Annotated in this window: 17 protein-coding genes; 4 read left to right on the top strand and 13 right to left on the bottom strand. The window is 72.1% G+C overall.

What is annotated here, in order from left to right; all coding sequences use genetic code 11:
• Nucleotides 1-256: 256 nt before the first annotated feature.
• The 5 genes from cydC to KZJ41_RS05795 all read right to left on the bottom strand — a co-directional run bounded on the left by cydC (nucleotide 257) and on the right by KZJ41_RS05795 (nucleotide 7256).
• Nucleotides 257-1918, bottom strand: coding sequence for a thiol reductant ABC exporter subunit CydC (gene cydC, locus KZJ41_RS05815; protein WP_029541479.1), 1662 nt, complete (start codon nucleotides 1916-1918; stop codon nucleotides 257-259).
• Nucleotides 1918-3657, bottom strand: coding sequence for a thiol reductant ABC exporter subunit CydD (gene cydD, locus KZJ41_RS05810; RefSeq protein WP_065922974.1), 1740 nt, complete (start codon nucleotides 3655-3657; stop codon nucleotides 1918-1920). The genes cydC and cydD overlap by 1 nt, the downstream gene beginning before the upstream one ends.
• Complete coding sequence (cydB, locus tag KZJ41_RS05805; RefSeq protein WP_065922975.1) at nucleotides 3654-4691, bottom strand: cytochrome d ubiquinol oxidase subunit II; 1038 nt, start codon at nucleotides 4689-4691, stop codon at nucleotides 3654-3656. Before cydB ends, cydD begins: the two co-directional genes overlap by 4 nt.
• A gap of 10 nt (nucleotides 4692-4701) precedes the next feature.
• Entirely contained in the window at nucleotides 4702-6198 is a 1497-nt protein-coding gene (locus tag KZJ41_RS05800) for a cytochrome ubiquinol oxidase subunit I (protein ID WP_006930196.1), read from the bottom strand.
• A gap of 212 nt (nucleotides 6199-6410) precedes the next feature.
• The gene (locus tag KZJ41_RS05795; RefSeq protein ID WP_029541472.1) at nucleotides 6411-7256 is read right to left on the bottom strand and encodes an aminodeoxychorismate lyase; all 846 of its coding nucleotides are present in this window, start codon (nucleotides 7254-7256) and stop codon (nucleotides 6411-6413) included.
• Nucleotides 7257-7310: 54 nt separating this feature from the next.
• On the opposite strand from KZJ41_RS05795, the gene KZJ41_RS05790 reads away from it, so the two are divergent.
• From KZJ41_RS05790 to KZJ41_RS05775, 4 genes are all read left to right on the top strand, one after another.
• On the top strand, nucleotides 7311-8441 hold the full coding sequence (locus KZJ41_RS05790) for a folate-binding protein YgfZ (RefSeq protein ID WP_043801598.1): 1131 nt from the start codon (nucleotides 7311-7313) through the stop codon (nucleotides 8439-8441).
• On the top strand, nucleotides 8438-9112 hold the full coding sequence (locus KZJ41_RS05785; RefSeq protein WP_006930202.1) for an MOSC domain-containing protein: 675 nt from the start codon (nucleotides 8438-8440) through the stop codon (nucleotides 9110-9112). The genes KZJ41_RS05790 and KZJ41_RS05785 overlap by 4 nt, the downstream gene beginning before the upstream one ends.
• Complete coding sequence (locus tag KZJ41_RS05780; protein ID WP_043801593.1) at nucleotides 9109-10083, top strand: asparaginase; 975 nt, start codon at nucleotides 9109-9111, stop codon at nucleotides 10081-10083. The genes KZJ41_RS05785 and KZJ41_RS05780 overlap by 4 nt, the downstream gene beginning before the upstream one ends.
• 182 nt (nucleotides 10084-10265) lie before the next feature.
• A complete protein-coding gene (locus tag KZJ41_RS05775) occupies nucleotides 10266-10475 on the top strand; it encodes a DUF3073 domain-containing protein (protein ID WP_006930206.1) in 210 nt (69 codons plus the stop codon).
• Between the two features lie 252 nt (nucleotides 10476-10727).
• On the opposite strand, the gene purM is transcribed toward KZJ41_RS05775, so the two are convergent.
• From purM to KZJ41_RS05735, 8 genes are all read right to left on the bottom strand, one after another.
• Nucleotides 10728-11801, bottom strand: coding sequence for a phosphoribosylformylglycinamidine cyclo-ligase (purM, locus tag KZJ41_RS05770; protein ID WP_006930215.1), 1074 nt, complete (start codon nucleotides 11799-11801; stop codon nucleotides 10728-10730).
• A 175-nt stretch (nucleotides 11802-11976) separates the two neighbouring features.
• Nucleotides 11977-13563, bottom strand: a complete 1587-nt coding sequence (gene purF / locus KZJ41_RS05765; protein WP_006930220.1) for an amidophosphoribosyltransferase — start codon at nucleotides 13561-13563, stop codon at nucleotides 11977-11979.
• Between the two features lie 116 nt (nucleotides 13564-13679).
• Nucleotides 13680-14066 (bottom strand): sterol carrier family protein, encoded by a 387-nt coding sequence (locus KZJ41_RS05760; protein WP_065922976.1) that lies wholly within the window; start codon nucleotides 14064-14066, stop codon nucleotides 13680-13682.
• Nucleotides 14067-14077: 11 nt separating this feature from the next.
• On the bottom strand, nucleotides 14078-14764 hold the full coding sequence (locus KZJ41_RS05755; protein WP_043801589.1) for a CPBP family intramembrane glutamic endopeptidase: 687 nt from the start codon (nucleotides 14762-14764) through the stop codon (nucleotides 14078-14080).
• Entirely contained in the window at nucleotides 14761-16536 is a 1776-nt protein-coding gene (locus KZJ41_RS05750; RefSeq protein WP_065922977.1) for an alpha/beta-hydrolase family protein, read from the bottom strand. The genes KZJ41_RS05755 and KZJ41_RS05750 overlap by 4 nt, the downstream gene beginning before the upstream one ends.
• A gap of 3 nt (nucleotides 16537-16539) precedes the next feature.
• Complete coding sequence (gene purL, locus KZJ41_RS05745) at nucleotides 16540-18822, bottom strand: phosphoribosylformylglycinamidine synthase subunit PurL (protein WP_050034640.1); 2283 nt, start codon at nucleotides 18820-18822, stop codon at nucleotides 16540-16542.
• Nucleotides 18823-18887: 65 nt separating this feature from the next.
• Nucleotides 18888-19499, bottom strand: a complete 612-nt coding sequence (locus tag KZJ41_RS05740; protein ID WP_029541454.1) for a Uma2 family endonuclease — start codon at nucleotides 19497-19499, stop codon at nucleotides 18888-18890.
• 69 nt (nucleotides 19500-19568) lie between these two features.
• Nucleotides 19569-20867, bottom strand: coding sequence for a M18 family aminopeptidase (locus KZJ41_RS05735; RefSeq protein ID WP_065922978.1), 1299 nt, complete (start codon nucleotides 20865-20867; stop codon nucleotides 19569-19571).
• Between the last annotated feature and the right edge of the window lie 84 nt (nucleotides 20868-20951).

Below are 20951 nucleotides of genomic sequence, written 5' to 3'. Positions count from 1 at the left end.
CCACGGACGCGAACGGCCCCCGAGCGACGGACGCGAACGGCCCCCGAGCGCTACGCCGGGACGGATCGTCTCGGCGATTCCCGGTCGGACGGACCGGGAGGCTCGGGGGCCGGGTGACTGCGTGGTATTCGCCGGCCGCTGCAGCGGTCGACAATCCCGTCGTCGATGACAGCGGCTAGCGCGCAGCCACCTCACGTGTCCGATACTTCAATTCAGACCACCTCCTTTCTCGTGTACGCCCGAAAGTACGCCCCGCTCAGACCGCGGGCAACGAGTTTTTCCCCAGGCGAACGACGAGGTCGGCCGCGGTGTCGCCGGGCAGTTGGTGCGTGACGACGACGACGGTGCGCTCGGGCGCGACGAAGCCGGCGTCCCGGTCCAGCAGCAGCCGCTGCAACTGCGCACCGTCGACGGCGTCGAGATGCTCGGTCGGCTCGTCGAGCAGCAGCACCCGTGCGGGGGACACGAGGGCCCGCGCGAGCAGCAACCGGCGCCGCTGGCCCCCGGAGACAGCCCGCGCACCGCCGGCCAGGGTGCTGTGCAGTCCGTCGGGAAGCCCGGCCACCCACTCCCCCAGCCCGACGTCGCCGAGCACGTCCAGCGCCTCGGCCTCGGTGAGGTCGCCGCGGGCCACCCGCAGGTTCTCCAGCACGGACGTCTCGAACAGGTGGGCGTCCTCGGCGAAGAATCCGGCCTTCTGCCGCAGGGCAGCCGGTTCGAGCTCGGCGAGCGGCACGCCGCCGAGGGTGACCGTCCCGGCGACGGGCTCGAGCAACCCCGCGAGGGTCATCAGTGTGCTGGTCTTGCCGCTGCCGCTGCTCCCGACGAGGGCGACGCGCGCGCCGGGTGGCAGGTCGAGCGTGAGGGGCCCGGCGTCCCGTCCGCCGGGCCAGCCGCTGCGCAGATCGACGGCACGCAGGTGGCACGGTTCCGCGACGGGCCGGGTGCCGTGCGGCACCGGCCGGTCGGCGCGGTCGAGCAGGTCGACGACGCGGCGCGCCGCGATCCGGGCGCGGGTGAGGGTGACGGCCGCGCCGGGCAGCGCCGCGCCGGCTTCGAACGCGGACAGGGGCAGCAACACGAGGATCCCGAGGGACATCGGGCTCATCCCGCCCTCGGCGAAGACCGCGATGCCGACGAGCAGCGACCCCAGGACGCTCGCCCCGACCGCGAGGGGGGTGGCGGCCTCCGCGTACGCGGCGGGGACGGCCGCGCGGTCGGTGGCCCGCACCGCGTCCACGCCCGCGCGGTGCGCCCGGCCGACGGCCTGCGGGAGCAGGCCCGCGACCCGCAGCTCGGCGGCGTGGTCGAGCGCGGTGACCGCGTCGCGGGAGAACCGGACGCGGGCGGCGGCGCTGTCGGCCTCGGCGCGGGCCGCGGCGCGGGCGGACAGCCACGGGGCCGCGACGCCGGTGACGAGCAGCGCGACGGCGAGGACCGCCGCCGCGGCCGGGGAGATCAGGGCGAGCCAGCCGACGGCGGCGAGGGCGAGGACCGCGGCGACGGCGATGGGCACCAGCGCCCGGACCACCACGTCCCCGAGGGCGTCGACGTCGGCGCCGGTGCGGGCGAGCAGGTCCCCGCGGCGCAGGCCGGCGGAGGCGACCGGGTCGCCGTCGGCGAGGCGCCGGTAGAGCCGGGTGCGAGCGGCGGTGGTGCCGCGCAGCGCGGTGTCGTGGCCGGCGAGCCGCTCGAGATAGCGGAACAGGCCGCGGGAGATGCCCAGGGCCCGCACCGCGACGACGGCGACCGTCAGGTCCAGCACCGGCGGCATCTGCCACGCACGGATGATCAGCCAGGCCGACAGGCCCGCCAGCGCCAGGGCGCTGCCCAGGGTGGCGACGCCGGCGGCGACGGCGGCGGCGACCCGGCCGGGGCGCAGTTCGAGCAGCGCCATCGCGCGACGCAGATCGTTCATCACCGCTCCCCCGTGCCGGAGGTCGCGTCGCTGTGGGAGCAGACCCGGACGACGGTGTCGGCGACCGCCAGGATGCTCGGGCGGTGCGCGACGATCACCACGGTGCGTCCGCGACGGGCCAGGTCCCGCACCGTCGCCAGGACCGTGGTTTCCGTCGCGTCGTCGAGGTGGGCGGTCGGCTCGTCCAGCAGCAGCACGGGCCGGTCCGCGGCGAGGGTGCGGACGAGGGCGAGCCGTTGCCGCTGCCCGAGCGACAGCCCGCTGCCGCCGGCGCCGACGACGGTGTTCCAGCCGTCCGGGAGCTCCTCGAGCACCTCGTCGAATCCCGTTGCCGCACAGATGTCGTCGATCCCGGCGGTGGTGAGGTCCACGCCGGTGAGGCGCAGGTTGTCGGCCAGCGTGCCGGGGAGCAGCACGGGCCGCTGGGGCAGCCACGCCACCTGCCCCCACCACGCGTCGTCGGCCACCACGGGACGGCCACCGACCTCGACGCGGCCCTCCACCGGCGCGGCGAGGCCGAGGACGGCGAGCAGCGCCGTCGACTTGCCCGAGCCGTTCGCTCCGGTCAGCACGGTCACGGCGCCCGGCCGGCACACGGCGTCGAGCCGGAACGGGGCGTAGCCGTCGCGGCTCGCGACGCTGAGGCTGGTCAACGTCAGTTCGGCTGCGGTGGCATCGAATTCGGCGCTCTCCGACACCGCGGTGGTCGCGGGGGCACGGTCGAGGATCGTGAAGGCGCGCTCGGCGGCGGCCTTGCCGTCCTCGGCAGCGTGGAACTTCGCGCCCACCGTGCGCAGCGGCAGATACGCCTCGGGGGCGAGGATCAGCGCGACGATGCCCGCCTCGAGGGCCATGTCGCCGTAGACGAGGCGCAGGCCGATGCTCACCGCGATCAGCGCGACGGACAGGGTGGCGAGCCATTCGAGCACGGTGCCGGACAGGAAGGCCACGCGCAGCGCCGACATGGTCGTGCGGCGGTGGTCGTCGCCGAGTTCGCGCACCTTCTGCGCCGGCCCCTGCTCGCGGCCGAGCGCGCGCAGCGTGGGCAGACCGGCGATCAGGTCGAGCAGCTGGGCCGACAGCGTCGTCATGGTGCGCAGCGTGCGGTCGGCCTTGCCCTTGGTCAGCAGCCCGATGAGGATCATGAACGCCGGGATGAGCGGCAGCGTCACGACGACGATGATCGCCGAGGTGAGGTCCTGGAAGGCGATGACCACCACGGTGATCGGGGTGAGCGTGACGGCGAGCAGCAGGGCCGGCACGTACCCGGTGAGGTACTCGGAGAGCCCGCCGAGCCCGCGGGTGAGGACGGTGGCGATCTCGTCGCGGCGTGGTTCGAGTTCGCGCGGCGGCAACCGGGTCGCCGCCGCGAGCACCTCGTGCTCGAGTTCGGCGACGACCCGGCTCGCCGAGCGGTGCGCGAACCGGGACTGCACCCACGTGACGAAGGTCCGGACGGTGACGGCCGCGGCCAGCGTCAGCAGTTCGGTCCGCCATGCGCCGAGGTCGGTGGAGCCGGTGGTGAGCACCCCGGCGAGGACCGCACCGATCGCGAGTGCGGACACGACGATCATCGCGACGTTGATCGAGGCCGTGACGACGGCGAGCGCCAGATAGCCGCGGGCGGTGGCGGAGTAACGCCACAACCGTGGGTCGATCGGCCCGCGACGCCGCGGCGCGTCCGACGCTCCGGGGGCGGAGCCGAACGGACGCACCGGGGCGTCGGCGGGCGCGGTCATTTCGTCCCGAGCGACAGGCCGATGGACTTCGGGATGTGCTTGGTGGAGATGCGCTGGCGGAACACCCAGTACGTCCACCCCTGGTAGATCAGGACCACCGGGGTGACGATCACCGCGGCCCACGTCATGACCTTCAGCGTGTACGGGCTCGACGACGCGTTCTCGATCGTCAGCGACAGGGTGTCGCCGAGCGTGGACGGCATGACGTTCGGGAACAGCGAGCCGAACAACAGGACGACGGTGCCGACGATCGCGACGGTGGTGAACACGAACGCCCAGCCCTCGCGCTCCGCGCGGGTGAGGGCGACGACGGCGAGCAGCGCGGCCGCCGCGGCGCCGACGACGAGCCACGTCCAGGTCTTGCCGTAGGCGAGTTGCGTCCACACCACGAAGGCACCGGCCACGACGACCGCCGGAACGGCGAGCCGGGCGGCGAGTTTCACGGCGTCCTCGCGCACCTCGTCGGCGGACTTCAGGGCGATGAAGACCGCGCCGTGCAGCGCGAACACCAGTGCGGTGGTCGCGCCGCCGAGCAGCGCGTACGGGTTCAGCAGGTCGAAGAAGCCGCCGATGTACTGCTTGTTCTCGTCGATGGCGACGCCGCGGACGATGTTCGCGAACGCCACGCCCCACAGCACGGCCGGCACCCAGGAGCCGAAGACGATGCCCCAGTCGCAGCGCCGCCGCCAGGTGGGGTCGTCGATCTTGCCGCGGTACTCGATCGCCACGACCCGGACGATGAGGCCGAGCAGGATCAGCAGCAGCGGCAGGTAGAACCCGGAGAACAGGGTCGCGTACCACTCGGGGAACGCGGCGAACATCGCGCCGCCCGCGGTGAGCAGCCACACCTCGTTGCCGTCCCACACCGGTCCGATGGTGTTGAGCAACACCCGGCGGCGGGTGTCGGCCGTCTCGGTGCGGCCCCGGCCGAGCACCGGCATCAGCATGCCGACACCGAAGTCGAAACCCTCGAGCACGAAGTACCCGGTGAACAGCACCGCGATCAGGACGAACCAGACCTCTTGAAGTCCCATGACCGATCTCCTAGTACGCGAAGGACAGCTGCTTGGGCCGGCCGGTGTCGTCGGGTTCGTCGTCGTGCTCACCCGGCGGGTGGGCGTCGTGCGGCAACGGGCCCTCGATGGTGTAGCGGCGGATCAGCCAGAACCACACGACGCCGAGCGCGCCGTAGACGACGGTGAAGGCCACCAGCGAGGCGATCACGGCGCCGGACGAGTTGTTCGACACGCCCTGGTCGACGGTGAGCCGGATCATGTCCACGCCCGTCGGGTTGGGGTGCACCACCCACGGCTGGCGTCCCATCTCCGTGAAGATCCAGCCGGCGCTGTTGGCCAGGAACGGCGTGGGGATGGCGAGGATGCTCAACCAGCCGAACCACTTCTGGTCGGGGACGCGGCCGCGGCGGGTGACCCACAGCCCGGCCAGGGCCAGCGCGGCCGAACCGGCGGCCAGGCCGATCATGGCGCGGAACGACCAGTAGGTGACGAACAGGTTGGGCCGGTAGTTGCCGGGGCCGAACTGCTCCTCGTACTGGTCCTGCAGGTCTTCGACGCCCTGCAGGGTGACGCCGGTGAACTCGCCCTGCGCGAGGTACGGCAGCACGAACGGCACCTCGAGGACGTGGATGACACCGTCGCAGTTGTTGTGCGTGCCGATCGTCAGGACCGAGAACTTGGGGTCCGTCTCGGTGTGGCACAACGACTCCGCCGACGCCATCTTCATCGGCTGCTGTTCGAACATGAGCTTCGCCTGGATGTCGCCACTGACGAAGAGCGCGACACCGGAGACGATCATGACCAGCATGCCGAGGCGGGCGGCGGGGCGGAACATCCCGCGGGCCTCACCCTCGAGCCGGTCGGCCTCGACCGGCTCGGCCTGCGCGGCGCGCCGCATGTTGCGCACCATCCACCAGCCGGCGATGCCCGCGACGAAGGTGCCGGCGGTGAGGAACGCCCCGGCGACGGTGTGGGGGAACGCCGCGAGCGCGGTGTTGTTGGTCAGCAGTTCCCAGATGCTCGTCAGCTCCGCACGCCCGGTCTCGGGGTTGTACGTCGCACCGACGGGGTGCTGCATGAACGAGTTGGCCGAGATGATGAAGTACGCGGAGGCGTTCACGCCGATCGCGACCAGCCAGATCGTCGCCAGGTGGAGCAGTTTCGGCAGCCGGCCCCATCCGAAGATCCACAGGCCCAGGAAGGTCGACTCGAGGAAGAACGCCACCAGGCCCTCGAGCGCCAGCGGGGCGCCGAAGACGTCCCCGACGAAGCGGGAGTATTCGCTCCAGTTCATGCCGAACTGGAACTCCTGGACGATGCCGGTGGCCACGCCGAGAGCGAAGTTGATGAGGAAGAGCTTGCCGAAGAACTTCGTCAGGCGGTACCAGTGGTCCTTCTTCGTGACCACCCACATGGTCTGCATGATCGCGATGAGCGGGGCGAGACCGATGGTCAGCGGGACGAGGATGAAGTGATAGACGGTGGTGATGCCGAACTGCCACCGGGACAGGTCCAACACATCCATGGCTACTCCGAGGTGACGCCCAGGGACAGGCTCCGAATCCGGGGCGCGGGCTCGGGGCCTCGGACTCTGTGCACAAGGGACCATCCGCCGCACGCGCCGGAGACCTTGTTACTACTAACAGTAGTAGAAGTGGACAGAAGCGTCGACGGTGTCGACCGACACATGCTTCCGATCGCGCGAGCGGCACGCCCCCGGCCGGGCCGCGGCGGCGCTCACTCGACCGCGGCGTCCACCAACGCCTCTACCTCACCGACCAGGGCACGGCGGGACAGGGCGTGCCCGTCGAGGGTGTGCACCCGCGCCGCCAGAGCAACGCTCGAGACGAGCCAAACACCTTCCGCCACAACAAGATCTGCAGGACGGACCGGCTCGTACCGCACCACGAAATTGTGGTCGCCCGCGACGTCGAACAGCGCCTGCTGCGTGGTGCCGGGCAGGATCCCCTGCTCCGGCGGCGGAGTGATGAGCGTGCGGCCGCGCGCAATGAGGACCGACGAACGTGGCCCCTCCAACACGTACCCCTCGCTGCTGATGTAGATCACATCGTCGGCGCCGAGCGACTCGGCGTGCCGCAGCGCCGCCATGTTCGTCGCGTAGGACAGGGTCTTGGCCCCGAGCAGCTGCCACGGCGCCTTCGACGCGAGATCCACCGAGTAGCCGCGCTCGAGCGTCACCACGGACACCCCGTCCTTGCGGGCCTTGTACACCCGTTCGGCCACCGGCGTCAGCAACAGGAACGCGGTCGGTTCACTCCCGCCCTCCCGGCCGCGGGTGTACACCAGGCGCAACGCCCCCTCCCGCTCCGCGTCCCACTGCTCGATCGCGACCTCGATCGCCAGCCGCCAGTCGTCGCGCTCGGGGGCCGGCAGTCCCGCCGCCGCGGCGGACGACACGAGCCGGCTCAGGTGCTGTTCGACGGTGCGTGCCCGCCCGCCACGCACGAGGAGCGTCTCGAACACCCCGTCGCCGCGCAGCACCCCGATGTCGTCCGCGTGCAGCAGCGGCACATCCGCGTCCCGAACCTCGCCGTCCAGCGTCACCAGCACCCGCTCAGCCATGCGCACACCCTATCCATTCCTCCCGGTACAGACCCGCGCTCCTAGACTGGTGTCGTGGCCGACACTCCCTCCGTGACCGACAGCCCACTCCTTGCCCGCCCCGGCGCCGTCCCTGCGCCGGCCGGCACCCCCGACGCGGGACTGCCGTGGCACTACGGCGACCCGTTCGGTGAACAGCGCGCCGCCCTCACCGGCGTGGCCGTCGTCGACCGCTCGACCCGGTTCGTCGTCGCCGTTCCCGGCGAGGAGCGCCTGAGCTGGCTGCACACCATCTCGAGCCAGCACGTCGCGCAGCTGCGCGACGGCACCTCGGCGGAGAACCTCAGCCTCGATGCGCAGGGCCGCGTCGAGCACCACTTCGTGCAGACCGATCTCGACGGCGTCACCTGGATCGACACCGAGCCGCAGCGTGGACCGGACCTGCTCGCGTTCCTCACCAAGATGGTGTTCTGGTCCAAGGCCGAGCCGCGGGACGGCAACGAACTGGCCGTGCTCACCCTGCTCGGTCCGCACGCCGGCGATGCCGCCGTCCTGGCCGCGCTGGGCATCGACGCCCTGCCCGCCGACGTCTACGCCGCGGCCGCGCTGCCCGGGGGCGGGCTCGTCCGGCGCATGCCCTGGCCCACCGACGACGCCTGGGACCTTCTCGTACCCCGGGAACGGCTCGCCGACGTGTTCACCGCCCTCGTCGACGCCGGTGCCCGCCCGGCGGGCACCTGGGCGTTCGAGGCGCTGCGGGTCGTCTCGCTGCGCCCGCGCATCGGCCTCGACACCGACGAGCGCACCATCCCGCACGAGGCCCGCTGGATCGGCGGCCCGGCCGAGCGCGGCGCCGTCCATCTCGACAAGGGCTGCTACCGGGGGCAGGAGACCGTCGCGCGGGTGCACAACCTCGGCAAGCCGCCCCGGCACCTCGTCCTGCTGCACCTCGACGGTTCCGCCGAGGGCCGGCCCGAACCCGGCGACCCGGTGACCGCCGACGGTCGCGCCGTCGGCCGGGTGGGCACCGTCGTCGACCACTTCGAGCTCGGTCCCGTCGCGCTGGCCCTCGTCAAGCGGAACGTTCCCGTCGGTACGGCGCTCGTCGCCGGACCCTGCGCCGCGGCGATCGATCCGGACTCGGTGCCCGACGACGCCGCCGTGCAGGCCGGCCGGCTCGCCGTGGAACGGCTCCGCGGGCGGTGAGCCACCCGTACGTCCCGACCGGCCGGGTCGAGGCGGTCTGCGTGGTGCACGCCGTCCGCCACAGCGGCACCCGCCGCGTTCCGTACACCGCCATCGACAAGCGGCCCGTGCCCGGGCCCGTGCCGGTCCGGCAGCTCGGCCTGCACGGCGACCGGCAGTGCGACACCGCCCACCACGGCGGCCGCCACAAGGCCGTCTACGCGTACGCCGAGGACGAGGTGCGCCGCTGGGCCGACGAGCTCGGCCGCGAACTGCCCGCGGGTTGGTTCGGCGAGAACCTGCGCGTGAGCGGGATCGCCACGTCGGATGCCGTGATCGGCGAGCGCTGGCGGATCGGCTCCGCCGGCCTGCTCCTCGAGGTCACCGGACCGCGCACCCCGTGCGGCACGTTCGGGGTGTGGGCGCAGGAACCGGGCTGGGTGAAGCGGTTCGCGGCCCGCGGCGACACCGGCGCGTACCTGAAGGTGATCGTCGAGGGCCCGGTCGAGGCGGGCGACGGGATCACCGTCGTGCACGTGCCCGAGCACGGGGTGACCGTGCGGGAGCTGTTCACCGGCCGGGACCCGGCGCGGATCGCGGTGATGCTCGAACGGCAGGCCGACTTGTCCCCTAGTGTCGCCGACAAGGCTCGCAGACGAGTCGCCGGACGAGAGGTGCAGGTGGAGTATTGAGCGTCGAACTCGTGGAAGTGGTGCGGTCCGGATTCCGCGAATGCGTGCACCGCGGCTCGCTCGTCGTGGTCGGGCCGGACGGTGAGGTGCGGATCGCCCTCGGAGAGATCCACACGCCCGTCTACCCGCGTTCGTCGAACAAGCCGCTGCAGGCGGTGGCCCTGCTGCGCCACGGATTCGTGCCCAGCTCGACGGAGGAACTGGCCATCGCGACGGCCTCCCACGAGGGCGAGGAGGATCACGTCCGGCTCGTGCACGCGCTGCTCGCCGGGCACGGGTTCACCGAGGACGACCTGCAGTGCCCGCCGGACCTGCCGGGCAACGAACCGGCCCGCGCGACGATCGTCGCGGCCGGCCGCCCACGGCGGACGGTGTACATGAACTGCTCCGGCAAGCACGCGGCGATGCTCGCGACGTGCGCCGCGAACGGCTGGCCCGTCCGCGCCGAGCAGGACGAGCCGGGCTACCTCGACTCCGCCCATCCGCTGCAGCAGGCCGTGCTCGAGACGATCCTCGAGCTCGCCGGGGACGTGGAGGACACCGATCTCGGAATCGACGGGTGCGGACTGCCGATCGTGCCGCTACCGCTGTTCAACCTCGCCCGCGCCTATTCGCGGCTGGCGACGGCCGCGCCCGGGACGCCGGAACGGGCCGTCGCCGACGCGATCCGGCGTCATCCGCGCCTCGTCTCGGGCAGCGGCAAGGACGACGCCCGGCTGATGCCCGCGGTGCCGGGGCTGCTGTGCAAGGCCGGCGCGGACGGCGTGCACGCGGGCGCCCTGCCGGACGGCACCGCGTTCGCCCTCAAGATCGACGACGGCCACGAGCGGGCCCGGCTCCCCCTCACGGCCGCCCTGCTGCACCACCTCGGCGTGACATGGTCCGAGGACCACGCGGAGCTCGCCTCGCAGCCGGTGCTCGGCGGCGGCATCCGGGTCGGCACGGTGCGGGCGATCCCCGGGGTGCTCTGAGCGCCACCGGCACCGCATTTGCCCAGGTCGCCTGTGGGTGAGACCAATCGGACACTGCCGCAACCAGGTGTGTGGAGGCGGAACCGACTTTTGCACGCTAGAGTGGTGGCCAGGAAAATACTCAATTAACCGGGGCCGCCAAATTCCCCAGGCCGCCCCGTCAAGGCGCGAGGGGGTTAGCCATGGGCCGCGGCCGGGCTAAGGCAAAGCAGACCAAGGTTGCACGGGAGCTCAAGTACAGCTCACCGGCCACCGACTTCGAGAGCCTCCAGCGGGAATTGTCTGGCGGTACACCCAACTCGCACCGGGACGAGGTCTTCGCGGACCAGCGTTCCGGCCCGGACGGTCGTTCCGCCTGGGACGACGACTACGACGACGACTGGCGTCGCTGACCCGAGCCTCACGCACGGGAGGGGGGAGTCGGACCACCGACTCCCCCCTCCCGCTGGGCACCCCTCCCCTCCGCCCGGATCCCGCACAGCTCTGCGGACCCGGTCGGGCGGTGAGGCGATCCCGAAAACTTCTTCATCACCACGACGCGCAGCGCCCGGGCCGTCCTGAACGGCCCGGGCGCTGCGTGTTTCGGGTATGGAGAGGTTCCGGGGTGGGGCGTTCCCGGATGCCGGACTCGGGCCGGCGCCGGGTCAGAACCGCGGGTGGTCGCCCACCAGCACGGCCCGCACGTCGTCCTGGTCCTGCGACTTGCGCACGGTGCCCAGGGTCCAGCAGTCGATGTGCCGCGCGGTGAGCACCGCGAGGGCCCGGTCGACGTCCTCGGGCGCGACGATCGCGACCATGCCGACGCCCATGTTGAAGGTCTTCTCCATCTCGGCCCGCTCGACGCGGCCGCGCTGGGCGATGAGCCCGAACACCGGAGCCGGGCTCCACGTGGTGCGGTCGAGTTCGGCGACGAGTCCCTTCGGCATCACGCGGGCCAGGTTCCCCGCGAGTCCCCCGCCGGTGACGTGGCAGAAGGTACGGACCTCGGTCTCGGCGGCCAGCGCGAGGCAGTCCTTCGCGTAGATCCGGGTCGGCTCGAGCAGTTCCTCGCCGAGGGTGCGGCTGAACTCGTCGACGTGTGCCGTCAGGCTCATCTTGCCGATGTCGAGAAGGACCTTGCGCGCCAGCGAGTATCCGTTGGAGTGCAGGCCCGACGAGCCCATGGCGATGACCACGTCGCCCGGGCGCACCCGGTCGGGTCCGAGCAGCCTGTCGGCCTCGACGACGCCGACACCGGTGGCGGACAGGTCGTAGTCCCCGTCGGCCATCACGCCGGGGTGCTCGGCGGTCTCGCCGCCGAGCAGCGCGCAACCGGCCTGGACGCAGCCGGCCGCGATGCCGCCGACGATCTCGGCCACCCGCTCGGGCACCACGCGACCGACCGCGATGTAGTCCTGCAGGAAGAGCGGTTCGGCGCCGCAGACCACGAGGTCGTCGACGACCATCGCGACGAGGTCGAGACCGACCGTGTCGTGCTTGTCGAGGGCCTGCGCGACGGCGAGCTTGGTGCCGACGCCGTCGGTGGACGCCGCGAGCAGCGGTTCCTTGTAGTCACCCTTGAGCGCGAACAGACCCGCGAATCCGCCGAGGCCGCCGAGCACCTCCGGGCGGGTCGCCTTCTTCGCGTGCGGTGCGAACAGTTCGACGGCTCGATCGCCGGCCTCGATGTCCACGCCCGCCGCTGCGTAGGAAGCTCCGGGGGTTGTGTCCTCGGTCATGGGTTGTCGGCTCCAGCCTCGAGTTGTGGTGAACAGGTGTGTCGGCATCGCTGCCGGGCGCGCGCACGCACGCCGAAGCCCGCCGATCGCGCACCTCAAGGTACCTGACCGGGTCGGACCGCCGACGCGCGACGACGCGAAACCGTGGCCGCCGCCATCGCGGCGGCGGGTGGGTCTAGGGGCGGCTCAACGCGTCCGCGTTGTCGTTGTCGAGCACCGGCGCGGTGCCCGCGGCCCCGCCGAGCATGCCTTCGAGCACGTTCTTTCCGACGGCGTGCTCCTTCGGCAGCGCGATCGGGTAGTGCCCGTCGAAGCACGCGGCGCACAGGCGCGATGCGGGCTGCTCGGTGGCGCCGATCATCCCGTCGATCGAGATGTACCCGAGGGAGTCCGCACCGATCGAACGGCGCACCATCTCCACCATCTCGTCGAAGTCGTGCCCGGTCAGCTCGGAGGCGTCGCGGGTGCCGCCGCCGTTGGCGATCAGCTCGGCCGGGGACGCGAAGTCGATGCCGTAGAAGCAGGGCCACTTCACCGGCGGCGACGCGATCCGCACGTGGATCTCGAGCGCACCGGCCTCGCGGAGCATGCGGATCAGGGCGCGCTGAGTGTTGCCACGCACGATCGAGTCGTCGACGACGACGAGCCGCTTTCCGCGGATCACCTCGCGCAGCGGATTGAGCTTGAGCCGGATGCCGAGCTGCCGGATGGTCTGGCTCGGCTGGATGAAGGTGCGGCCCACGTAGGCGTTCTTCATCAGGCCCTGACCGTAGGGGATGCCGGAGCCCTGGGCGTAGCCGACGGCGGCCGGGGTGCCCGACTCGGGGACCGGGATGACCAGGTCCGCGTCGACCGGGTGTTCCTTGGCCAGGCGCCGGCCGATCTCGACGCGGGTCGCGTGCACCGAGCGGCCCGCGATCGTCGAGTCCGGACGCGCGAGGTAGACGTACTCGAACACGCAGCCCTTGGGCTCGGGGTTCGCGAAGCGGGTCGAGCGGACGCCGTCGGCGTCGATGGCGAGCAGCTCGCCGGGCTCGATGTCGCGCACGAAGGACGCACCGACGATGTCGAGCGCGGCGGTCTCGCTGGCCACCACCCAGCCACGGTCCAGGCGACCCAGGCACAACGGCCGGATTCCCCACGGATCGCGGGCGGCGTAGAGCGTGTGCTCGTCCATGAAGGTGAGGCAGAAGGCACCACGCAGGGTCGGCAGCAGCTCGAGGGCCGCCTGCTCGACGGTGCTGTCGGCGGCGGCGTGCGCGAGCAGCGCGCCGACGATGTCCGAGTCGGTGGTCGCCGTGACCGCCCGCCGGTCCTCGCCGAGGCCCAGCTCGCGGGCGCGCTGGGCGAGTTCGGCGGTGTTGACCAGGTTGCCGTTGTGGCCGAGCGCGACGCCGGTGCCGGCCGCGGTGGTGCGGAAGATCGGCTGGGCGTTCTCCCAGGTGGTCGACCCGGTGGTCGAGTAGCGGCAGTGCCCGATCGCGATGTGACCGGACATGGCGGCGAGCGTCTGCTCGTCGAAGACCTGGCTCACCAGCCCGAGATCCTTGAAGACGAGAACCTGCGAGCCGTCGGCGACGGCGATGCCGGCCGCCTCCTGGCCGCGGTGCTGCAGCGCATAGAGGCCGTAGTACGTGAGCTTGGACACATCCTCGCCCGGAGCCCACACTCCGAAGACTCCGCACTCCTCGCGAGGTTCGTTCTCAGGTTCCTCGGCTGCGAGGAGATTACGTGTGTGGACCGACAGATCGGCACTGGTCACCGGGGTGCTCCCTGGGGGCTGGACAGAAGAGAGGCAACACCATTCTACGGGTCGCGCGACGGTGCCCCGCCCCGACGGGCCGCCGGGGCCCCATCCGGCGTCCCGTAGCCCCCCACTCACAACCGCAGCAGCGGCATCCAGTGCGCGATTTCCCCCGCCCGGCTGCCGGACGCGTCCAGCGATCCCTCGGCGGCCGCGTCGGCGAAGCCGACGAGACCGGTGGCCAGCCGCAGCCACGTCCGCGGGTCGGTCTCGACCACGTTGGGCGGGGTGCCCCGGGTGTGGCGGGGTCCCTCGATGCACTGCACCGCCACGAACGGCGGCACCCGGACCTCGACGCCGGATCCGGGCGCCACCTGTTCGAGGGCACGGGCGCTCAGGCGCACGGCCGTCGCGAGGTCGGTGCGGGCGGGCGCGTCGTCGGTCTCCGCCCGCAGCCACGGACCGACCCGGAGCAGGGCGGCGCGGAGTTCGGCGGGGTCGACGGGTCTGCGCGGTGCCACGGCGAGCCAGCCTAACGCCGCCGCGGCGCGGCGGCGTCCTCCTCGGGCGGCAGGCCGGCCAGGCGGACGGCCACCGCGCCGCCGGCGTTGAGGGCCAGGTGCAGCAGTGCCGGCGCGAGGACGCTGCCGCTGCGCCGGCGCAGCCCGTCGAAGACCACCGCCGAGAGTCCGGTGACCAGCACGGTTCCGAGCACGTGGTGACCGGCGTCCCTCGCGGGCCGCACGTGCCACAGCCCGAAGGCCGCCGCGTGCAGGCCGGACCCCGCCCCACCCGGACCGAGCAGCGCCGCGAGCACGCTGCGGAACAGGAGTTCCTCGGCGGCGACGGTGCCGAAGGGAATGTGCAGGCCCACCCATTCGTAGAAGTCCTCACGTTCGGCACGGGCCTCGTCGACGAGCCGGGCACGCAGCGACGGGACGGCCAGCATCACCCCGTAGGCGGCGAGCGGGACGGTCGCGGCGGCCGCACCCCAGCGGGCGCCGGACACCAGGTGCACCGGGTCCAGTCCCAGCGTCGCCCGTTCCAGGCCCGAGGCCCGCGCCGCACCCACCGCCGCGGCGCCGACCGCTGCGGACAGCACGGCCCGCCCCCGCGGCCCGAGGCGCGTGGCCGGCAGCACCGCACCCCAGCCGACGACCGCCGCGGCGACGACCGGACCGAGCCACGGCCGGCGGCGAGCCCGTCCCGGCCGGCTCACTTCTCCGGTCCCTGCAGGTCGTCGATGACGCTCAGCGCGAACCGCACCCGCTCGGTGTCGGTCTCCGCCCAGCCTTCGGGCCGGGCGATCGCGAGCCACCCGTCGAGCACCGTGGTGCCGTAGTTGTGGCCGTGACCGTCGGGTACCCCCGCGGCGTTGGTCAGATCCGCCGAGACCTGCCAGAACGTCACGAACGGGAACCACCGCATCTGCGGCAGCCGATCGGGTCCGGGCGGTTCGGACAGCCAGTCCGGCCGGCTGAAGATCAGGTCCGGGGACCACCACACCACCGGATCGGAGGCGTGCTGCAGGTACAGGATCCGGGGGAACAACCATTGAGTGTCGGGTTCGCCGATCGACGCGCGGTTGTCGGCGAAGCGCACCACCAGACCGTCCGCGTACACCGGCTCGACCTCGGTGGTGCCCGGGTCGCGCCGGGTGACGAGCTGACGCCACAGGCGGTTCGAGTTGGGCGGACCGACCCACAGGACACCGTCGACGGTGTCGCGGATCTCGGCGAGCGTGTCGAAAGCGCCCTCCCCCGACTGGGTTCCGAGGCTCTCCCCGTACAGGTACAGCTTCGGGCGATGCTCGGCGGCCTGGGCGAGCCACCGGTTGTGCACCCGGTCGATCAGCATGTCGCCGGCGGCGGCGGCCTTCTCGCGGTCGGCGAGGAACGAGATCCAGCTCGGCATGTACGAGTACTGCCACGCGACGAGGGCGACGTCGCCGTTGTGGACCAGTTCCATCATCATCGCCGCGGTCGGATTGACCCATCCGGTGCCGGTGGTCGGGATGACGACGAGCACCTCGCGGTCGAACGCGTCGGTGCGTTCGAGCTCGTCGATCACCAGGTCGGCACGCGCCTCGGGGGTGTCGGCGGTCTCGAGCCCGGCGTAGACCCGGATCGGTTCCCTCGCCGGGGCGCCGTTGATCGCGGTCAGCTCCGCGGCGCTCAGTCCCCGGCCGACGAAGTCGCGGCCCTGGTAACCGAGCGTGTCCCACGCCGCGAACGACTCCGGGCTCCCGGACTTCTCGGGCACGAGCGGCTGGGTGATCCCGGGGCGGGTCTCGCTGTTCTGGAGACCGAACACCACGTTGAGTCCCGCGTACGCACCCCGGGCCAGCACACCGTCGATCAGCATGAAGACCACCAGCACCACCAGCAGCGCACCGAGCGAGCGAGCCGCACCCGGCGGCATGCGCAGGCGCCGCACGAGTTGCCACGCGACGATTCCCGCGAGTTCGCGCAGCCCCCGCCAGGTCGCGATCAGGGTGATCGCGACGGCGGCGGCAAGCACCAGGGTCCGCAGATACCCGCTGGTGGTGGTGCCCTCGGCATTCATCAGCGCGGCGAGCTGACGCTGCTGCCGCGAGGCGAACACCAGGGCCACCAGCGACGCGAGCACGGCCGCGACGGGGACCGCGACCTTGATCGCCCGCAGCACGGGCAGCGGCGGCGGCCACCACGGTCGGTTCGCCAGCAGCAGCCGGTACCCGGCCCAGCCGACGGCACACCCCACGCCGTAGCCGATGGCGACGTTGATGCCGCCGATGATGCCCTGGAACAACCAGTCGCGGGGCAGCAGCGACGGGGTCAGCGACCAGCAGAAGAACAGGGCCGCGAAGGCGATGCCGGTGAAATCCAGGCTCAGCAGTCCCCACGCCTGAGCGGTGTGGGGATGACGGTCACCGAATTCGGTGACCGCGTCGATGATCCGGCCCTGCCGGGCCTCGATCAACGCCAGCCGATCGACCTGGGATCCGACCATCGCTCACCCGAACAATGCCGGCAGTGTGCCCTCGTAGACCTCTCGCAGTTCGGCCATCGAGACCGAGAACCGGCCCTGCACCTCGACGGAGTCGGAGCCCTCGTCGACGACCCCGATCCGCACCCACGGCATGTTGCGCGCCGTGCACATGCCGGTGAAGCGGGTCTCCTCGGTGCGCGGCACCGCCACCAGCACCCGGCCGGCGGACTCGGAGAACAGGGTCACGAACGGATCCGCGTCCTCCGGCAGCAGGATCCGGCAGCCGGTCTCGCCGGCCAGCGCGGCCTCCACGACCGCCTGTGCGAGGCCGCCCTCGGACAGGTCGTGGGCGGCGGAGATCAGGCCGTCGCGCGAACCGGCGGTGAGGATCTCGGCGAGCAGCCGCTCCCGCTCGAGGTCGACCTTCGGCGGCACGCCGCCGAGGTGGTCGTGCTCGACCTGCGCCCAGATCGAGCCGTCGAACTCGTCGCGGGTCTCCCCCAGCAGGATCAGGGTCTCGCCCGGCTCGAGGCCGAGGCCGGTGGGGATGCGCCGGTGCACGTCGTCGATCACGCCGAGCACGGCGACGACCGGGGTCGGCAGGATCGGGGTGGCCCCGGTCTGGTTGTAGAAGCTGACGTTGCCGCCGGTGACGGGGATGCCGAGCTGCGCGCATCCGTCGGCGAGACCACGCACGGCCTGCTGGAACTGCCACATCACGCCCGGATCCTCGGGCGAGCCGAAGTTGAGGCAGTTGGACACGGCCTTGGGGGTGGCACCGGTGACGGCGACGTTGCGGTAGGCCTCCGCGAGGGCGAGCTGCGCGCCGGCGTACGGGTCCAGCTGGGTGTAGCGGCCCGACGCGTCGGTGGCCAGCGCGATGCCGCGGCCGGTCTTCTCGTCCACGCGGACCACGCCCGCGTCGGCGTTCTCGGCGAGCACCGTGTTGCCGCGGACGTAGCGGTCGTACTGCTCGGTGATCCACCTGCGGCTGCACAGCTGCGGCGAGCCGATCATCTTCAGCAGGGTCGCCTTCAGCTCCTCGGGAGTCTGCGGGCGCTGCAGTCCGGCGGTGGTGTCCGCGACGAGCGCGTCCTGGGACTCCGGGCGCTGCACCGGACGGTGGTACACCGGGCCCTCGTGCGCGACGGTGCGCGGCGGCACGTCGACGACGGTCTCACCGTGCCAGGTGATGACGAGCCGGTCGCCGTCGGTGACCTCGCCGATCACGGTGGCGAGCACGTCCCACTTCTTGCACACGGCCATGAAGGCGTCGACGTTCTCCGGGGTCACGACGGCGCACATGCGCTCCTGGGACTCGCTCGAGAGCACCTCGGCGGGCGTCATTCCCTTCGCGCGCATCGGGACCCGCTCCAGTGCGACGTGCATGCCGCCGTCGCCGGCGGCGGCCAGCTCGGAGGTCGCGCAGGCGAGGCCGGCGCCGCCGAGGTCCTGGATGCCGACGACGAGCTTCTCGCGGTAGAGGTCGAGGCAGCACTCGATGAGCACCTTCTCGGTGAACGGGTCCCCCACCTGCACGGCCGGCAGCTTCTTCCGGCCGGAAGAAGATTCGTCGCCCTCGAAGGTCTCCGACGCCAGGACGGACACGCCGCCGATGCCGTCCAGACCGGTGCGCGCACCGAACAGGATGACCTTGTTGCCCGTGCCCGACGCGAACGCCAGGTGCAGGTCCTCCTTGCGCATCGCGCCGGCGCACAGCGCGTTGACGAGCGGGTTGCCGGCGTAGGAGGCGTCGAAGACGGTCTCGCCGCCGACGTTGGGCAGGCCGAGGGAGTTGCCGTAGCCGCCGATGCCGCGGACCACGCCGTCGACGACGCGACGGGTGTCGGGCGCGTCGGCGGCGCCGAAGCGCAGCTGGTCCATGACCGCGATCGGGCGGGCGCCCATCGCCATGATGTCGCGGACGATGCCGCCGACACCGGTCGCGGCGCCCTGGTACGGCTCGACGTAGGACGGATGGTTGTGGGATTCGACCTTGAAGGTGACCGCCCAGCCGTCGCCGATGTCGACGACGCCGGCGTTCTCACCGATACCCGCGAGCATCGACGCCCGCATCTCGTCGGTGGTGGTCTCCCCGAAGTACCGCAGGTGCACCTTGGAGGACTTGTAGGAGCAGTGCTCGGACCACATCACCGAGTACATGGCCAGCTCGGCGTCCGTGGGACGACGGCCCAGGATCTCGCGGATGCGGGCGTACTCGTCGTCCTTCAGCCCCAGCTCGCGGGAGGGCTGGGCGACATCGGGGGTTTCGGCGGCGTGGGTGACGGTATCCACCTGCGGTGACACTGGGCGTCGGGTCCCTTCACTCTGGGATCGAAACGGCAGGCCGGGCGCGCGCTGCCGCGGCCAGTCTATCCGGGTGCACGCCCGGCGCCGTCCACCGGTGCGACGCCCCGCGGCGGCCGCACCGCCGTCAACGCGTCGAGATCCACGCTCACCCGGTGACCCGCGGCCGGAAGCAGCACCTTGCCCGTGTACTCCCCCTCGTAGCGGTACCACCCGTCGTCGAGCACGAACACCCCCAGCGTCGCGGGTTCGACGAGGTCGATCATCCAGTAGGCGGGGATGCGCGCCTCGGCGTACTCGGAGAACTTCGTGACGCGATCGGTGCGGACGCTGCCCTCGGCCATGACCTCCACCACCAACCGCACGTCGGCGGCCGTCGCGCGGTCGGGGTCGGCGTCGACCAGCGCCCGGTCGACGACGATGCCGTCCGGGCAGCGCACCGTCAGCGGGGACTCGGTGAGCAGCACCTCCACGTCGCCGAGCACGGCCAGTTCCTTCGGCAGCTGATCGGCGAGCTGAGCGACGAGCCCGAACGCGACGTGCTGGTGCAGGTATCCGGGCCGCGGCGACGCCGACAGCACCCCTTCGCAGACCTCGACGTGGAACTGCTCGTATTCGGGCAGTTCCGTCCATTCGGCGAGCGTGAGCAGATGGTCGGGGAACGACGGGCCGGTCACAGGATCACCACCGTTCGCGGTCGGGCGAATTGTCCCCTCAGTCTGGCACCGGATGCCGGGCCGTGCCGGTCAGTTCGCCGGAGTGAGAAACGCCCGGAGAGCGCGGGCGTACGCGGTGACGTCCTTCGCTCCCATGAGCTCGCGCGCCGAGTGCATCGCGAGCTGCGGAGCCCCGACGTCGACGGTCGTCAGCCCGGTCCGGGAGGCGGTGATGGGGCCGATCGTCGAGCCGCACGGCAGGTCGGCGCGATGCACGTAGCGCTGCAGCGGCACCCCGGCCTGATCGCAGGCGAGCGCGAACGCGGCGGCGCCGGCGGCGTCTGTGGCGTAGCGCAGGTTCTGGTTGACCTTGAGCACGGGGCCGCCGTTCACCGCGATGCGGTGGGCGGGCTCGTGGCGGTCCGGGTAGTTCGGGTGGGTGGCGTGAGCCATGTCGCCGGAGGCCACCACCGAGCCGGCCATGGTCCGCAGAAAGTCCTCGCGGCTCCCGCCGCGGGCCAGCACGACCCGTTCGAGCACGGTGTTCAGCAGGTCCGAGAACGCGCCGCGGTCGGACATGCTGCCGACCTCCTCGTGGTCGAACAGGGCGAGCAGCGGCACCGGGCCGCCGTGCTCGGCGACGTGGCCGACGGCGGCGAGCAGCGCCGCGGTCCCGGCGTAGCAGGTGCCCTGGTTGTCCAACCGTGGCGCGCTGACGAGGTCCGCGTCCGCCCCGACCAGGGTGGACGGGGCCAGGTCGTGGGTCATCAGCTCCCAGCCCAGGATCGCGTCGGCCTCGACCTCGACCGCCTCGGCGAGGAAGGCGAGGAAGGACCGCGGCGCGGTGCCCACCCCCCACACGGCGTTGACGTGGCGCTGCGGATCCAGTTGCACGCCCTTGCGGTCCTCCGAGAGGTGGATGGCGAGCTGGGGGACACGCAGGATCGGCCGGTCGACGCGCACGAGCACGTCCTCGGCACCGTTGCCGGCCCGTACCGTGAGCCGGCCGGAGACGCCGAGATCGCGGTCCAGCCACGAGTTCAGCCATGCTCCCCCGTACGGTTCGAGACCGACCAGTTGCCAGCCTGCCGAGGCGAGGTCGGGGTGCTGCTTGACCCGCAGGTTGGGGCTGTCGGTGTGGCCGCCGACGATCCGGAACGGGCGGGCGGGGTCGCCGTCGGCGCCTTCGGTGCTCCACGCGATCAACGAGCCGCCCCGCAGCAGGTAGTAGCGGCCGGGCTCGCTCGGCCACACCTGGGTCTCGGTGAGCTGCGTGAAGCCGGCGTCGGTGAGGGTGGCCGCGACGGTCGCGCACACGTGGAACGGCGACGGCGACAGATCGACGAAGTTGCACAGGCCCTGTGCGTCGGCGGGCGTGGTCGTAGGCATGGCTGCATCCTCGCACCGCACCCGCCTCGACACACCCCGGCCGCGCCACCCCGCACCCCGGCACGTCCGTGATGCACGACCGGG

This window comes from Rhodococcus sp. 11-3 (assembly GCF_023704055.1).
Taxonomy (GTDB): Bacteria; Actinomycetota; Actinomycetes; order Mycobacteriales; family Mycobacteriaceae; genus Rhodococcus; species Rhodococcus aetherivorans.
This window is presented reverse-complemented; position numbering and strand designations above follow the sequence as displayed.

What these genes read in the sequence shown, in the direction of transcription:
- cydC (WP_029541479.1), bottom strand. Translation starts at nt 1,918, where the DNA reads ATGAACGATCTGCGTCGCGCGATGGCGCTGCTCGAACTGCGCCCCGGC.
- cydD (WP_065922974.1), bottom strand. Translation starts at nt 3,657, where the DNA reads ATGACCGCGCCCGCCGACGCCCCGGTGCGTCCGTTCGGCTCCGCCCCC.
- cydB (WP_065922975.1), bottom strand. Translation starts at nt 4,691, where the DNA reads ATGGGACTTCAAGAGGTCTGGTTCGTCCTGATCGCGGTGCTGTTCACC.
- KZJ41_RS05800 (WP_006930196.1), bottom strand. Translation starts at nt 6,198, where the DNA reads ATGGATGTGTTGGACCTGTCCCGGTGGCAGTTCGGCATCACCACCGTC.
- KZJ41_RS05795 (WP_029541472.1), bottom strand. Translation starts at nt 7,256, where the DNA reads ATGGCTGAGCGGGTGCTGGTGACGCTGGACGGCGAGGTTCGGGACGCG.
- KZJ41_RS05775 (WP_006930206.1), top strand. Translation starts at nt 10,266, where the DNA reads ATGGGCCGCGGCCGGGCTAAGGCAAAGCAGACCAAGGTTGCACGGGAG.
- purM (WP_006930215.1), bottom strand. Translation starts at nt 11,801, where the DNA reads ATGACCGAGGACACAACCCCCGGAGCTTCCTACGCAGCGGCGGGCGTG.
- KZJ41_RS05750 (WP_065922977.1), bottom strand. Translation starts at nt 16,536, where the DNA reads ATGGTCGGATCCCAGGTCGATCGGCTGGCGTTGATCGAGGCCCGGCAG.
- KZJ41_RS05735 (WP_065922978.1), bottom strand. Translation starts at nt 20,867, where the DNA reads ATGCCTACGACCACGCCCGCCGACGCACAGGGCCTGTGCAACTTCGTC.